The sequence below is a fragment of the Pseudomonas phytophila genome (genome assembly GCF_025643095.1).
Taxonomy (GTDB): domain Bacteria; phylum Pseudomonadota; class Gammaproteobacteria; order Pseudomonadales; family Pseudomonadaceae; genus Aquipseudomonas; species Aquipseudomonas quasicaspiana.
In genome coordinates this window covers 5,573,853-5,587,560 of the sequence record NZ_CP081201.1, presented here as the reverse complement: position 1 = coordinate 5,587,560, position 13,708 = coordinate 5,573,853, and the positions used below count along the sequence as shown (strand labels likewise).

Here is a 13,708-nt window from a genome sequence, read left to right as displayed (position 1 = left end):
TCGCGGGCAAGCCTCGCTCAACAGAAGAGCGCAACCCTGCAGGGAGAGCATTCCAATGGGGGGATTGGTTGAGCTCAAAAACAACAAAGGACGCCGAAGCGTCCTTTGTGTCTGCAAGGTTACGGGTCGTGTTACTTGCCGACCTGCTTTTCCTTGATTTCTGCCAATGTCTTGCAGTCGACGCACTGGTCGGCTGTCGGACGGGCTTCGAGGCGGCGGATGCCGATCTCTACGCCGCAGGATTCGCACCAGCCGTATTCTTCGTCTTCGATCAGTTGCAGCGTCTTGTCGATCTTTTTGATCAGTTTGCGTTCGCGATCACGAGCACGCAGTTCAAGGCTGAACTCTTCTTCCTGACTGGCACGGTCGGCCGGATCAGGAAAGTTCGCAGCTTCGTCCTTCATGTGAGTCATGGTGCGATCAACTTCCTTCATCAACTGCTGTTTCCAGTTGGTGAGGATTTTTGTGAAGTGTTCGCGCATGGGCTTGCCCATGTACTCCTCACCCTTACTGCTTTCGTAAGGCTTGAAGTCACCGTCCAGCTGGTTGGTCTGCTGCTTTTCTTGGGTGGGCATGAATGGACCGCCTCTCACTCTTTAATCCATTGCGCAGGAAAATATCCATCACCGGCACCTGCCGGCCCTGCGGCTGCAAGCGGGCGAACTTACCAGATCGAATCGGAGCGCGCTACTCCCGGTTGTCGAGCGTGCATTCGAGCTGGGCGGTGAATGGCCGTTGCTACAGACGCAAGGCTGATTAAAACGTTCAACGCCTTGAGAGGATCACACTCTTTTCAATGGCTTATTGCTCACCATCCACTGTTTTTCGGGGTTTATTAACTTTCCTGTAGGGGCGGGTGCTTGGGTAGAATCGCTCATCACTTTTCGCATGCCTGACAGGCATCCGACCTCGATCAGATTTAAAGGAAGGTCAATGGCTCAGCCCTACAGTGCGCGCAGTCGCGCCATCGAACCCTTTCATGTCATGGCGCTGCTGGCGCGTGCCAACGAGCTGCAGGCCGCCGGGCATGACGTGATTCATCTGGAGATTGGCGAGCCCGACTTCACGACGGCCGAGCCCATTATTGCGGCTGGCCAGGCTGCGTTGGCGGCCGGTAAAACCCGTTACACCGCAGCCCGCGGCCTGCCTGAATTACGCGAAGCCATTGCCGGGTTTTATGCCCAGCGTTATGGCGTGAACGTCGACCCTGGCCGGATTCTGGTCACGCCTGGCGGGTCCGGCGCGCTGCTGCTTGCCAGCAGTTTGCTGGTCGACCCCGGTAAGCACTGGCTGCTTGCGGACCCTGGTTACCCGTGTAACCGGCATTTTCTGCGCCTTGTAGAAGGCGCGGCACAATTGGTGCCGGTCGGTCCTCAGGAGCGTTATCAACTTACCCCGGATCTGGTCGCAAGGCATTGGGATAAAGACAGTGTCGGCGCTTTGGTAGCATCGCCTGCAAACCCGACGGGTACATTGTTGAGTCGCGATGAATTGGCCGGGCTTTCCTCGGCGCTCAAGGCGCGGAACGGTCATCTGGTAGTGGACGAGATTTACCACGGCCTGACGTACGGCACCGATGCAGCCAGCGTGCTGGAAGTCGACGATGACGCATTCGTACTGAATAGTTTTTCGAAATATTTCGGCATGACCGGATGGCGTCTTGGGTGGCTGGTCGCGCCTCACGATGCGGTCGCTGATCTGGAAAAGCTGGCTCAGAATCTTTACATCAGTGCGCCAAGCATGGCGCAGTACGCTGCGCTTGCCTGCTTCGAGCCGCAGACGCTGGAAATCCTTGAGCAGCGCCGTACCGAGTTTGGCTTGCGCCGGGATTACCTGTTACCGGCTTTGCGCGAGTTGGGCTTCGGTATCGCGGTTGAGCCAGAAGGCGCGTTCTATTTGTATGCCGACATCACCGCGTTCGGTGGCGACGGCTACTCGTTTTGCCAGCACTTCCTTGAAACCGAGCACGTTGCAATCACACCGGGGCTGGACTTCGGGCGCTTCCAGGCCGGCCACCACGTGCGTTTCGCCTACACCCAGAGCCTGCCGCGTTTGCAGGAGGCGGTTGAGCGAATTGCTCGCGGGCTAAGGAGCTGGCAAGGCTGATGCATTTTTCTCCGAAGCTTGAACAAGGTGTGCTGTTGCTGCGCTACAAGCGCTTTCTCGCGGACATTCAAACTGACAGCGGTGAGTTGCTGACCATCCATTGCCCCAATACCGGCTCGATGTTCAATTGCATGATGCCGGGCGGGCGTGTGTGGTTCAGCCGCTCCAATGACCCAAAGCGCAAGTTGCCGGGCACCTGGGAAATCAGCGAAACCCCACAGGGACGCCTGGCGTGTGTCAACACCGGACGTGCCAACACCCTGGTAGAAGAAGCGTTGCGCGCCGGGGTGATCACCGAGTTGAACGGCTTTACCGCTCTCAAGCGCGAAGTAGCCTATGGTCAGGAAAAAAGCCGGGTGGATTTTCGTTTGGATTACCCGAAGGGTCCAGCCTACGTCGAGGTCAAAAGTGTCACCCTGGGTTTTGATGGCTCTGCGGTAGCGGCGTTTCCGGATGCGGTCACCCAGCGTGGCGCACGACACTTGCGGGAGTTGGCGAACCTGGCGCGCGAGGGTGTACGTGCCGTGTTGTTGTATTGCGTGAACCTGACCGACATCGAGGCCGTGCGGCCTGCCGAGGAAGTAGACCCAGGCTACGCCGCTGCATTGCGCGAGGCAGTCGCGGCGGGCGTTGAAGTTTTGGCGTATGGCGTGCAGTTGACGCCTGAAGAAATCTTCATTGATCGGCCGTTGCAGCTTCGCTGGGCCAAAGAGCCTGATCAGTTGCCGCCGGGTATGTCGATCCAGATCCCTTGATGATCCTCGTGGCTGGTAATTCCGGTCAGAGATCTTCCTTCACAGGGGCCTGCGACGCATTCGCCGCTTTCAATCAGGAACAAGGCTCCATGAGTGGCGCAGTGAATCAGGCTGGCGCTTGGGTCCAGAAACTGGTCTGGCTGCCACTCCAGCGGCACGCCACGATGCGGGCAGCGGTTTTCATAGACGAAGACCTTCCCGTCGCGCCGTGTGGCGAACAGCTTGTGACCATTGATTTCAAACCCGCGGCTTTGGGCTTCCGGCAATTGATCACCGGTGCAGAGCAATTCCACCAGGGCCTCCGTTGGGCTGTGATGTTGTTTCTCAAGCGGCAAATTGTGGCAGTTCTTTTCGGGGTTGGGGGATATCTTTAGATGCGGCGGGCGCTGTGGGAGATTCTATGTTTGCCTGCAAGCATGATCTTGATCTTATAGGACTGGCTCTAGCCGGGAGAGCAGTATTTCTGGCCAAGGATATTTAGCGAATGTCCCGACGCCCTCCCGGCTAAAGCCGGTCCTACGGGATTGTGGACCTGTGTGCCGCCCAGACCAAGCTCGGCTCTCACAGGCTATTGCATTTCAACCCAGACTCTTGGTGCCGCATTCCAAACTCAGACACCGACTTTTACTTCGGAAATTTCCTGTAATCACGTAGTACTCCTCTCTCTCTGCCTTGTCGGGCACCTGCATGCCCCTCGCTCCTATATGTTCTCGCTTTCATTTTGAAGCGTTCGAGGACGGCACATGAGCATGGACATCTCCACTGAAGATGAGCAATTGGCACGCCAGGCGATCAGCCTGTTTGATTTGATGGCGCTGGATGTTGACGACACCGAGTCGCGCATCGTTGGCTTGTGTCATCGGGCGATGACACCGTTGGGGCCGATCGCGGCAATTTGTGTGTATCCGCGATTCGTGTTGCTGGCTCGCACGACCCTGGATCGACTTCAGCACCGCGATATTCGCGTAGTCGCCGTGGTCAATTTCCCCTACGTTTCTGCGAATGAAGAAGCTGTGATGTCGGAAACGCGCGCCGCAGTCATGTCCGGGGCCGACGAGATCGACCTGGTGTATCCGTTCCGCACGCTGCTGTCAGGCGATCAGCAGACCGGGGCAAATATGGTTGCTTCATGTCGTGCAGCGTGCGGGCCGGACATGGTGCTCACAGTGACTCTGGAAGTTGGCGATCTGCGCGATCCGCAGATCATTCGTGACGCCTGTCTGGCGGCAATCATTGCGGGTGCCAACTTTATCAAGACCAGCACCGGCAAGCTGGTGACGCCTCCGACTATACAGGCTGTGCGAGTCATGCTTGAAAGTCTGGTAGAGGTCGGTGGGCAGGTAGGGCTCAAGTTCTGTGGCGGCTTGCGGACCCTCGATGACGCCAGACAATTTATCGAAATGGCTCGCGCGCGCTTCGGTCCGCAGTGGGTCAGTGATGAACGCGTCAGGCTGGTGGGGTCTAGCCTGCTGGACGACATCCTGTCAAAGCTCGGGGTTGCTGAACCGGGTTCGCGGGGTGACGGCTACTAATAAATGGTTTGCTTTTTTTGCCCGTCGAGAAGAAATCGCGGGCAAAAAAAGACCCGGCAAAAAGCCGGGTCAAAAACCGTGATTAGCCTGATGAGGAGATAATCTGAAAGTCCGAACCAAGGTCTTTCAGTTATCGGCCAGTCTCGCGACCGGTTGTGATAATCATATCGATTCTCATTTGCAAGTCAATGACTTCTTTTCATCTATTTTCTGAGCGGGCTCAATCAGCCCCTTTCCAAGACCTCTGCGGTGGTTGACCTGTCTGTTCAAAGCGTCCTTGCGATCTATGGGCAGGTCAATCCAATGAATATCCATCAAAGCTGCCTCAATCGCATACAACAACACTTTGGTTGCTCGAAATCCCCGCTTTCGAACTGCCTGATAAGCATCTACAGCGCCCATACGACGTAAATCAGAAGCACTGTGTATGCCCACGGCGTGCAACCATTGGGCTGAAGTCTTGCCGACGTTTTTCAGGTGTTGCAGTTCATCGTTCATCATGCCTCCGTGCGATGCTGAGCTATGACTGTGGGTGAAAACCTGGCAAGTCTTAAGGAATTGTAGCGTTCGGAGGAAAAGGTGCAGGGCAGGTGATCGGGTAGATAGCGTCAGGTGATCAGTGGGCGGGAGGCTGCGCAGAGCCAGCCCGGCATGCATTGCGCATGCGGGCTTGATCGAGGCGGGACGTGCGCTGAAATCAGTGCGTACGGTAACGCAGACGCGTACCGAAGTTGACCGACATCAGAATTTCGTCAGCGCTCAGTTCGCGAGGGAAGAATGTCCCCGAGATCTGTGCGTGGGCGATGCTTGCGCCTTCCAGTGGGGTGCTGCTCAGGTCAAGGCCGCGCAAGTCAGCGGATCGGAAATAGGCATTGGTGAAGTCGATGCCGTCGGTGTCGAGATTGCGCAAGTCCAGCCCGCGGAAGTCGCCACCCCGGAAATCAATGGTGCCTGACTTGGGTTTCTCTTGGTTGAACCCCGCAACATCATCATTGCGCAGCATCGCGTACAGCGGGGAATCCAGTACTTTGGGCTGACTCATAAGCGCCTCGCTTTTCCGTTCCGTTAGAATTATGACGCCAGTATATCGCCACTATTTTGAAGCCGTGAAGCACTAACTGCTAAACGGCTCAAAACATTGTTTTAGAGCGCGGGAAGGCGCTGACGAAGGTTTTCGATCAGGTTGTCGAGGTCGCTGCTTTTGTTGGTTTCGACGCGCTTGCTGTGCAGGGTTTCTTCCGCAGTCAGCGGTTCACGGCTAGCCTGCTGTGCCCGGATAACTTCCAGCGTTGCGTCGGAAGGGTCTGTGTTTTCTGCCTGACGCTGGGCGAGCCAGCCTGCAATGACTGCTTCGGGGGCATCACAGTCCAGGATCAGGAACGGCACGCCAGTGGTTTCGGCAACTTTTGCCGCCGACTCGCGCTGAGCCTGTTGCAGGTACGTTGCATCTATAACCACCGGGAACCCGGCGCGCAGGACGACTGCGGCCAGTTCATGCAGGCGTGCATAAGTCGCCTGGCTTGCGTCAGCGTCATAAAGGTTGGCGTCCTGCCCGGCAAACAGGCGTTTACGTTCTACGTCTGAACGCAGGCGTACGGCGCCCAGGGAATCTACAAGACGTTTGGCAACATGGCTCTTGCCCACAGCAGATACGCCGTGAGTGATAACCAGGAAGCGCGAAGGAATAGCGCTGTAACTTTCTGCCAGGTTGGCGTAATTGCGATATTGACGCAGGGTCGCGCCGCGCTGAACCGCATCGGCCCCTGCTGGCATACTGAAAAGCGCAACCTTGGCGCGAACCAGTGCACGGTAGGCTTTATAGAAGTTCAGCAGCTCAAGCCCCTGATAGTCTCCGGTCAGTTCCAGATACTGGCTGATGAGACGACGAGCCAGGGATTTCAGACCGCGATCTTCCAGGTCCATGGCCAGGAAGCCGATATCGGCATAGACGTCGGTCATGCGGAACGGTTCGTTGAACTCGATGCAGTCGAAGATCACGACCTTGTTATCGATCAGGGTCATATTGCCCAGATGAATGTCGCCGTGGCACTCACGGATAAAACCATCGGCTTTACGCTGGGCGAGCAGGGGCTTGAGCCTTTCGAAACTCGATTCAGCCCATGCTTGCAGGGCATCGAGTTGCTGCAGGTCTGATTTTTCGCTGATTAACGGGCGAATCTGCTCGAAGTTTTGCAGGACCGGAGCCATGACCGTGTCAGGCGACCCCAGCTCATTTTCAGCACCCACCTTTGGCGCATCAATATGGAACTGGCCGATCTGCGTGGCGATGTTGTCGATGTGCGTCGACGTCAACTCGCCATTGGCCTGCAACGTACTCAACAAACCGTCTTGCGAGAACTGGCGCATTTTCAGCGCATATTCGATGACTTCGCCTTCGCCACCCAGTTGCGGTGCCTCGGCACTGCCGGTCACCGGGATGACTTCCAGATACAGGTCGTCGGTCAGGCGCTGGTTGAGACGCAGCTCTTCCTTGCAGAAGTGTTCACGCGCTGAAAGCGTCGTGAAGTCCAGAAAACCGAAGTTGACCGGTTTCTTGAATTTGTAAACGAATGGACCGGTGAGCAGTACCCACGAAATGTGCGTTTCGATGAGCTGAAAGCCCTCGACCGGATGCGGAAACAGCGCGGGGTTCTGCAGGGCTGCAATCAGTGACTGGCTCACGGACGATCCTTCAATAGTGATGTTTCATTAAATGCTTCAAGGTGGGCATTATGGCCGCTTGGCGCGAGGCTGCAAACCTCCGGTAAGGGTGTCTTTCGAACCCCGGCAAAGTGCGTATAATCCGCCGCCATGACTCGTACTCGATCCTCTCGCAAAGCAAAAAAACCTGCCTCTGGCGGACTTCGTACCTGGTTAGGCTGGGGGTTGAAGCTCGGCATTGTCGGGCTCGTCGTGCTGGCTGGCTTCGCCATTTACCTTGATGCCATCGTTCAAGAGAAGTTTTCCGGCAAGCGCTGGATGATTCCGGCCAAGGTGTATGCGCGGCCACTGGAGTTGTTTGTCGGGCAGAAGCTGAGCAAGGATGACTTCCTCATTGAGCTTGATGCGCTGGGTTATCGGCGCGAAAGCGTTGCCAATGGTCCGGGCGCAGCTGCTGTCAGCGGCAATACCGTAGACCTTAATACCCGCGGTTTTCAGTTCTATGAAGGCACCGATCCTGCCCAGCAGATCCGTGTCCGTTTCTCCGGCGACTATGTTGCGGACCTTTCTTCGGCCAATGGCGCCAAGCTGGCAGTTGCCCGTCTGGAACCGCTGATGATCGGTGGGCTTTACCCGAAAAATCTCGAAGACCGGATCCTGATCAAGCTCGATCAGGCCCCGCCGTATCTGCTTGATACACTTGTAACTGTTGAAGATCGGGATTTCTATCATCACTTTGGCGTGTCGCCCAAGTCGATTGCCCGTGCATTCTGGATCAATGCCTCTGCCGGGCAGATGCGTCAGGGCGGGAGTACGCTGACGCAACAGTTGGTCAAGAACTTCTACCTGACCAATGAGCGCAGCCTGACCCGCAAACTGACCGAAGCCATGATGGCTGTGTTGCTGGAGATCCACTACAGCAAGCAGGAAATCCTTGAGGCTTATCTCAACGAGGTGTTCGTCGGTCAGGACGGTCAGCGCGCGGTGCACGGCTTTGGCCTTGCCAGTCAGTATTTCTTCAGTCAGCCGTTGTCAGAGCTCAAGTTGCATCAGGTCGCGTTGTTGGTCGGTCTGGTCAAAGGGCCTTCCTATTACAACCCGCGTCGTAACCCGGAACGTGCCCTTGAGCGACGTAATCTGGTGCTCGATTTGCTTGAACAACAGGGCGTGGCCACGGCTGAAGTAGTAGCCGCAGCCAAGAAGATGCCGTTGGGCGTGACCAAGACCGGTAGCCTGGCCGACAGCTCCTTCCCGGGCTTCCTCGATCTGGTCAAACGCCAACTGCGCGAAGACTATCGCGACGAAGACTTGACTGAAGAAGGTCTGCGCATCTTCACCAGCTTTGATCCAATCCTGCAGATGAAGTCCGAGTCGGCCATGAGCGAGACGTTCAAGCGTCTGTCGGGCCGCAAGGGTGTCGATGACGTTGAAGCGGCCATGGTCGTGACCAACCCGGAAACCGGTGAGGTCCAGGCGCTGATCGGTAGCCGCAAGGCAGGTTATGCCGGTTTCAACCGGGCCATCGACGCAGTGCGACCGATTGGCTCATTGGTGAAGCCGTCCATTTATCTCACCGCTCTTGAGCGTCCAAGCAAGTACACGTTGACCAGTTGGGTGGCCGACGAACCGTTCCAGGTCAAAGGTGCCGACGGTCAGGTCTGGAAGCCGCAAAACTTCGATCACAAGGCTCACGGTAATATTTTCCTGTATCAGGGCCTGGCGCATTCCTACAACCTGTCCAGCGCCAAAATCGGCCTGGAAGTCGGTGTGCCGAACGTATTCAAAACCATCGGTAAGCTGGGTGTTGACGTTGATTGGCCTGCGTATCCGTCGATGTTGCTGGGTGCCGGTGCATTGAGTCCGATTCAGGTTGCAACGATGTTCCAGACCATCGCGAACGGCGGTTTCAACACGCCAATGCGCGGTATCCGCAGCGTGCTGACTGCTGAAGGTGAGCCGCTCAAGCGTTACCCGTTCCAGATTCAGCAGCGCTTCGATCCGGGCTCGATCTATCTTCTGCAAAATGCGATGCAGCGGGTGATGCGCGAAGGTACCGGTCGCTCTGTTTACAACGTATTGCCAAGCTCGCTGAATCTTGCGGGTAAGTCCGGTACGACCAACGACTCCCGGGACAGCTGGTTTGCCGGTTTCAGTCAGGACCTGCTGGCGGTGGTGTGGCTGGGTCGCGATGACAACGGCAAAACGCCGTTTACCGGTGCAACCGGTGCGTTGCAGGTCTGGACCAGTTTCATGAGCAAAGCGGATCCGCTGCCGCTGGACATGGCACAGCCTGATAACGTCGTGCAGGTGTGGGTCAATGCCGCGACAGGCGAGGGATCCGATGCCGGTTGCCCGAACGCCGTGCAGATGCCGTATATTCGCGGCAGTGAACCTGCCCCCGGCGCTGCTTGTGGTGGGCCTGCGGCTCCGGCCCAGGAAGTGATGGATTGGGTCAAGGGTTGGCTGAACTAGATTAATTGAGCGCCCCAAAGAGGATCTAAAGTGAACAAGTGGTTAATACCAGCGTTGACAGCTGTTGCTCTGCTCAATGGTTGTGCCAGCGTAGAACGTGGCTCGATTCCCGTGGTGGATTCGGGTTCGAAGGTTTCCAATAGCGAGCGCGTGTCGCGCAACGGCGCTTCTCGGGCAAGCGTTGCTCAGGCGCCTGCGCAAGCTCAGTCCGTACCGCAGGATTCTGGCGTCGTGGTCATGATTCCGGGTGGCGGTGGCGGTAGTTCCGCACCTATCGATACGTATGCTGCTCCGGCTGGGCAGGCTCCGATCAGCGTCAGTCCGCCGATCGACACTTCGTCGGTCAGCGCACCGGTTACCAGCAACACTTACAACATGCCTGCGTCCAGTGCGCCAAGTGGCATCCCGTCTTCCGGTAGCGGCTTGTCTGCCGATGAACAACTTGATGGCCCGGTCCTGGCGCTGTTGACCACCGCTCAGCAGCAGCAGAACGGCGGCGACCTCAATGGCGCGTCTTCGAGCCTTGAGCGTGCGCAACGTGTTGCTCCTCGGGAGCCGCAAGTTATCTATCGACTGGCACAAGTGCGACTGGCTCAGGGCGATTCCGCTCAGGCCGAGCAACTGGCGCGTCGTGGTCTGACTTACGCCAATGGTCGCCCAAGTCTGCAGGCCAGCCTGTGGGAGATCATCGCTCAGGCACGTGAGAAGCAGGGCGATGCGTCCGGTGCAGCCCTGGCTCGTCAGAAAGCCAAGGTCGGCGCTTGATGGATCAGCGCTTTCCTGAAGTGGCCGAGCATTTGCTGCTGATCGAGCGCGAGTTGCGGGCATTGGGTTGGTGGAGTGATCTACCGCCCAGTGAAGAGGCGCTCTCCAGTGGCGAACCGTTTTGTGTCGATACGCTGGAGTTCGAGCAATGGCTGCAATGGATTTTCCTGCCAAGAATGAAGCTCATTCTTGAGAATGACCTGCCGCTGCCGAATGCCTCAGGCATCCTGGAAATGGCCGAGATGGTCTACGCCACCCGCCAGCGCGAAACCCGGCCGTTGCAGCAGTTGCTTGCGCAGTTTGATCAGTTGATCAGCCAGACCCGGTAATTCATGTCTCAGGCCCGGCAGGTTTAAAGGCAATAATCTTTAATCGCCTGCTGGGTCTCGGTAATACGCACTTGCCGTTCATCTTCCGAAAGGCGTTTCAGCCCCCCCTCAACCTGTTCCCGCACGCGAGGATTGTTCTGTAGCTGGGAAAGATTGGTCCTTAGAATCTTGCAATCCTCGGCGCGTCGACCCTCTTCCTGAGTGATTTTCTTCTTGACCACGTCATCGACAGCCCGCTGCTCTGCCTCTTCGTCAATGGCTGCCTTTGAGTTGCCGGTTGTGGGCACGGCGGGCGGTTTCTGGGTATCGATCTGCTGGGTTTGTCGCCCTGCGGGGGGCTGAGCATCGAAATGGGTCACGCCCTGGTCGTCGACCCATTTATAAATCTGAGCCGCTTGGGCGGTTGTGCCGAGAGCCAGCGCAACTATGGCGGCGATAATCATGCAACGCATGCTGCTTCCTTCCAGGTACGTTTGTCCTGAAAACTATCACAAGGCCGCCTTCATGACCTTATCCGGCGCACTTTGGTGCGGTTAATTGGAAGAAAGCTCACGGATGACTTGACTTGGGGCAGGCGAATCACAACAATCCAAAGTTCGCTGTGAAGGGACTGCCAGAAGCAGACCATCTCGGTAGATCATGAGGCGCACACCCGCGCCGACCTGTAACACCCGCAACGCGTTACCTCGCGCTGGGTGGGAACACCCCGAAACACTCAGGGGTTACCCAATACTTGCTCAGTCAGTGCTGACGTAGTCGGCGACCACCGTCGCTCATGCTCTGCTTGGCAGTAAAACCTATTAAGACCCGTCCTCGTTTGTGGACGGTATTCTGGCGTTTTAGAGGTGAACAACGTGGAGCTCTTATCCGGCGCTGAAATGGTCGTCCGCTTTTTGCGTGACGAAGGCGTTAAGCATATCTACGGGTACCCAGGCGGTGCCCTCCTGCACATTTACGACGCCCTGTTCAAAGAGCCTGCCGTGAACCACATTCTTGTTCGTCACGAACAAGCGGCGACGCACATGGCTGACGGTTATGCGCGCGCTACCGGCAAGGCCGGTGTGGTACTGGTCACTTCAGGTCCAGGTGCTACCAATGCAATCACCGGTATCGCCACGGCTTATATGGACTCGATTCCAATGGTCGTGCTGTCCGGTCAGGTCGCAAGCACACTGGTCGGCACCGATGCATTCCAGGAAACCGACATGATCGGTATTTCCCGGCCGATCGTGAAGCACAGCTTCATGATCAAGCATCCGTCGGAAATCCCTGAAGTGCTGAAAAAGGCTTTCTACCTGGCGCAGTCCGGTCGTCCCGGTCCCGTGGTTGTCGATATTCCGAAGGATATGACCAACCCGGCCGAGAAGTTCGAATACGTATTCCCCAAGAAAGCCAAGCTGCGCTCTTACAGCCCGGCTGTTCGTGGTCACTCAGGCCAGATCCGCAAGGCAGTCGAAATGCTGCTGGCGGCCAAGCGTCCGATCATTTATGCCGGTGGCGGCGTGATCATGGGCAATGGCTCCGAGCCGCTGACCGAGTTGGCGCAAAAGCTCAACGCTCCCGTGACCAACACCCTGATGGGTCTTGGATGTTATCCAGGCATGGATCGTCAGTTTGTCGGCATGCTGGGTATGCACGGCAGCTACACCGCCAACCTGGCGATGCACCACGCTGACGTGATCCTGGCTGTTGGCGCGCGTTTCGATGACCGTGTGATCAACGGCGCGGCGAAGTTCTGCCCGAATGCCAAGATCATTCACATCGATATCGACCCGGCTTCCATCTCCAAAACCATCAAGGCTGATGTGCCTATCGTGGGGCCGGTTGAGAGCGTTCTGACTGAAATGGTCGCGACCCTCAAGGAAATCGGCGAGCTGCCAGACAAAGCGCTGGTTGCCAGCTGGTGGAAGCAGATTGACGAATGGCGTGGTGATCGTGATCTGTTCCCGTACAACCCGGGCGACGGCAGCGTCATCAAGCCGCAGAAAGTCATCGAGACCCTTTGCGAAGTCACCAATGGCGATGCCTTCGTGACGTCCGATGTTGGTCAGCACCAGATGTTTGCTGCGCAGTACTACCGCTTCAACAAGCCTAATCGCTGGATCAACTCTGGCGGTCTGGGCACCATGGGCTTTGGCTTCCCGGCTGCGATGGGTGTCAAGCTGAGCTTCCCCGAAGCGCATGTTGCGTGTGTAACGGGTGAAGGCAGTATCCAGATGAATATCCAGGAGCTGTCGACCTGCTTGCAGTACGGTCTGCCTGTGAAAATCATCCTGCTTAACAACGGCGTGCTCGGCATGGTCCGTCAGTGGCAGGACATGAGCTACAGCGGTCGTCACTCGCACTCCTATATGGAGTCGCTGCCTGACTTCGTGAAACTGGTCGAAGCTTATGGCCATGTCGGTATGAAGATCACTGATCTGAAAGATTTGAAGCCGAAGATGGAAGAAGCGTTCGCCATGACGGACCGTCTGGTGTTCATCGATATCCAGGTTGACGTCACCGAGCACGTTTACCCGATGCAGATCAAAGACGGCTCCATGCGCGATATGTGGCTCAGCAAGACGGAGCGGACTTAATCATGCGGCACATCATTTCCCTTTTGCTGGAAAACGAACCGGGTGCACTGTCTCGCGTCGTCGGCCTGTTTTCGCAGCGCAACTACAACATCGAAAGCCTGACCGTGGCCCCGACTGAAGACCCGACCCTGTCGCGTCTGACGCTGACCACTGTCGGCCAGGATGAGGTGATCGAGCAGATCACCAAAAACCTCAACAAGCTGGTCGAAGTAGTCAAACTGGTTGATCTGTCGGAGAGCGCTCACATCGAGCGTGAACTGATGCTCATCAAGGTCAAGGCTACGGGCGCCCAGCGCGCCGAGATCAAGCGCACCACGGATATCTTCCGCGGGCAAATCGTTGATGTGTCAGCCAGCGTTTATACCGTGCAACTGACCGGTACGAGCGACAAGCTGGACAGCTTCATTCAGGCCATCGGCACTGCCGCAATCCTGGAAACAGTACGCAGCGGCGTGACGGGCATTGCCCGTGGCGACAAAGTGCTGAGCATCTAATCTCATTTTGCAAAA

The 13,708-nt window shown here is 56.9% G+C and carries 14 protein-coding genes; 8 read left to right on the top strand and 6 right to left on the bottom strand.

The window, feature by feature from the left end:
• Positions 1 to 131: 131 nt before the first annotated feature.
• Positions 132 to 575 carry an RNA polymerase-binding protein DksA gene (dksA, locus tag K3169_RS25295; protein ID WP_027900346.1) on the bottom strand — a complete coding sequence of 148 codons (444 nt, stop codon included), beginning with the start codon at positions 573 to 575 and terminating at the stop codon, positions 132 to 134.
• A 358-nt stretch (positions 576 to 933) separates the two neighbouring features.
• On the opposite strand from dksA, the gene K3169_RS25290 reads away from it, so the two are divergent.
• The gene (locus tag K3169_RS25290) at positions 934 to 2,106 is read left to right on the top strand and encodes a pyridoxal phosphate-dependent aminotransferase (protein WP_263268573.1); all 1,173 of its coding nucleotides are present in this window, start codon (positions 934 to 936) and stop codon (positions 2,104 to 2,106) included.
• Positions 2,106 to 2,861 carry a DNA/RNA nuclease SfsA gene (gene sfsA, locus K3169_RS25285; protein WP_231667978.1) on the top strand — a complete coding sequence of 252 codons (756 nt, stop codon included), beginning with the start codon at positions 2,106 to 2,108 and terminating at the stop codon, positions 2,859 to 2,861. The genes K3169_RS25290 and sfsA overlap by 1 nt, the downstream gene beginning before the upstream one ends.
• On the opposite strand, the gene K3169_RS25280 is transcribed toward sfsA, so the two are convergent.
• A complete protein-coding gene (locus K3169_RS25280) occupies positions 2,825 to 3,154 on the bottom strand; it encodes a Rieske (2Fe-2S) protein (RefSeq protein WP_231667977.1) in 330 nt (109 codons plus the stop codon). The genes sfsA and K3169_RS25280 overlap by 37 nt on opposite strands.
• A gap of 450 nt (positions 3,155 to 3,604) precedes the next feature.
• On the opposite strand from K3169_RS25280, the gene deoC reads away from it, so the two are divergent.
• Complete coding sequence (gene deoC / locus K3169_RS25275; RefSeq protein WP_263268569.1) at positions 3,605 to 4,393, top strand: deoxyribose-phosphate aldolase; 789 nt, start codon at positions 3,605 to 3,607, stop codon at positions 4,391 to 4,393.
• Positions 4,394 to 4,567: 174 nt separating this feature from the next.
• Here deoC and K3169_RS25270 read toward each other — a convergent pair whose 3' ends face one another.
• From K3169_RS25270 to K3169_RS25260, 3 genes are all read right to left on the bottom strand, one after another.
• Complete coding sequence (locus tag K3169_RS25270; RefSeq protein ID WP_099268097.1) at positions 4,568 to 4,891, bottom strand: TfoX/Sxy family protein; 324 nt, start codon at positions 4,889 to 4,891, stop codon at positions 4,568 to 4,570.
• A gap of 199 nt (positions 4,892 to 5,090) precedes the next feature.
• Positions 5,091 to 5,435, bottom strand: a complete 345-nt coding sequence (locus K3169_RS25265) for a pentapeptide repeat-containing protein (protein WP_099268096.1) — start codon at positions 5,433 to 5,435, stop codon at positions 5,091 to 5,093.
• A 101-nt stretch (positions 5,436 to 5,536) separates the two neighbouring features.
• On the bottom strand, positions 5,537 to 7,075 hold the full coding sequence (locus K3169_RS25260) for an AAA family ATPase (RefSeq protein ID WP_263268566.1): 1,539 nt from the start codon (positions 7,073 to 7,075) through the stop codon (positions 5,537 to 5,539).
• Between the two features lie 129 nt (positions 7,076 to 7,204).
• On the opposite strand from K3169_RS25260, the gene mrcB reads away from it, so the two are divergent.
• The 3 genes from mrcB to K3169_RS25245 are packed head-to-tail and all read left to right on the top strand — an operon-like array spanning position 7,205 to position 10,620.
• Entirely contained in the window at positions 7,205 to 9,526 is a 2,322-nt protein-coding gene (gene mrcB / locus K3169_RS25255; RefSeq protein WP_263268564.1) for a penicillin-binding protein 1B, read from the top strand.
• Between the two features lie 30 nt (positions 9,527 to 9,556).
• Positions 9,557 to 10,291: a tetratricopeptide repeat protein gene (locus K3169_RS25250; RefSeq protein WP_099268094.1), complete on the top strand. Its 735-nt coding sequence runs from the start codon at positions 9,557 to 9,559 to the stop codon at positions 10,289 to 10,291.
• The gene (locus K3169_RS25245) at positions 10,291 to 10,620 is read left to right on the top strand and encodes a YqcC family protein (protein ID WP_122705441.1); all 330 of its coding nucleotides are present in this window, start codon (positions 10,291 to 10,293) and stop codon (positions 10,618 to 10,620) included. The genes K3169_RS25250 and K3169_RS25245 overlap by 1 nt, the downstream gene beginning before the upstream one ends.
• A gap of 23 nt (positions 10,621 to 10,643) precedes the next feature.
• Here K3169_RS25245 and K3169_RS25240 read toward each other — a convergent pair whose 3' ends face one another.
• Positions 10,644 to 11,072 carry a DUF4124 domain-containing protein gene (locus K3169_RS25240; protein ID WP_099268092.1) on the bottom strand — a complete coding sequence of 143 codons (429 nt, stop codon included), beginning with the start codon at positions 11,070 to 11,072 and terminating at the stop codon, positions 10,644 to 10,646.
• A 402-nt stretch (positions 11,073 to 11,474) separates the two neighbouring features.
• Between K3169_RS25240 and K3169_RS25235 the strand changes: the two genes are divergently transcribed.
• Positions 11,475 to 13,199, top strand: coding sequence for an acetolactate synthase 3 large subunit (locus K3169_RS25235; RefSeq protein ID WP_095098655.1), 1,725 nt, complete (start codon positions 11,475 to 11,477; stop codon positions 13,197 to 13,199).
• Positions 13,200 to 13,201: 2 nt separating this feature from the next.
• Complete coding sequence (gene ilvN, locus K3169_RS25230; RefSeq protein ID WP_020293234.1) at positions 13,202 to 13,693, top strand: acetolactate synthase small subunit; 492 nt, start codon at positions 13,202 to 13,204, stop codon at positions 13,691 to 13,693.
• Positions 13,694 to 13,708: the final 15 nt, after the last annotated feature.

Excerpts from the sequence above, each read along its gene's own strand:
- dksA (WP_027900346.1), bottom strand. The coding sequence starts at position 575 with ATGCCCACCCAAGAAAAGCAGCAGACCAACCAGCTGGACGGTGACTTC.
- K3169_RS25290 (WP_263268573.1), top strand. The coding sequence starts at position 934 with ATGGCTCAGCCCTACAGTGCGCGCAGTCGCGCCATCGAACCCTTTCAT.
- sfsA (WP_231667978.1), top strand. The coding sequence starts at position 2,106 with ATGCATTTTTCTCCGAAGCTTGAACAAGGTGTGCTGTTGCTGCGCTAC.
- deoC (WP_263268569.1), top strand. The coding sequence starts at position 3,605 with ATGAGCATGGACATCTCCACTGAAGATGAGCAATTGGCACGCCAGGCG.
- K3169_RS25270 (WP_099268097.1), bottom strand. The coding sequence starts at position 4,891 with ATGAACGATGAACTGCAACACCTGAAAAACGTCGGCAAGACTTCAGCC.
- K3169_RS25265 (WP_099268096.1), bottom strand. The coding sequence starts at position 5,435 with ATGAGTCAGCCCAAAGTACTGGATTCCCCGCTGTACGCGATGCTGCGC.
- mrcB (WP_263268564.1), top strand. The coding sequence starts at position 7,205 with ATGACTCGTACTCGATCCTCTCGCAAAGCAAAAAAACCTGCCTCTGGC.
- K3169_RS25245 (WP_122705441.1), top strand. The coding sequence starts at position 10,291 with ATGGATCAGCGCTTTCCTGAAGTGGCCGAGCATTTGCTGCTGATCGAG.
- K3169_RS25240 (WP_099268092.1), bottom strand. The coding sequence starts at position 11,072 with ATGCGTTGCATGATTATCGCCGCCATAGTTGCGCTGGCTCTCGGCACA.
- ilvN (WP_020293234.1), top strand. The coding sequence starts at position 13,202 with ATGCGGCACATCATTTCCCTTTTGCTGGAAAACGAACCGGGTGCACTG.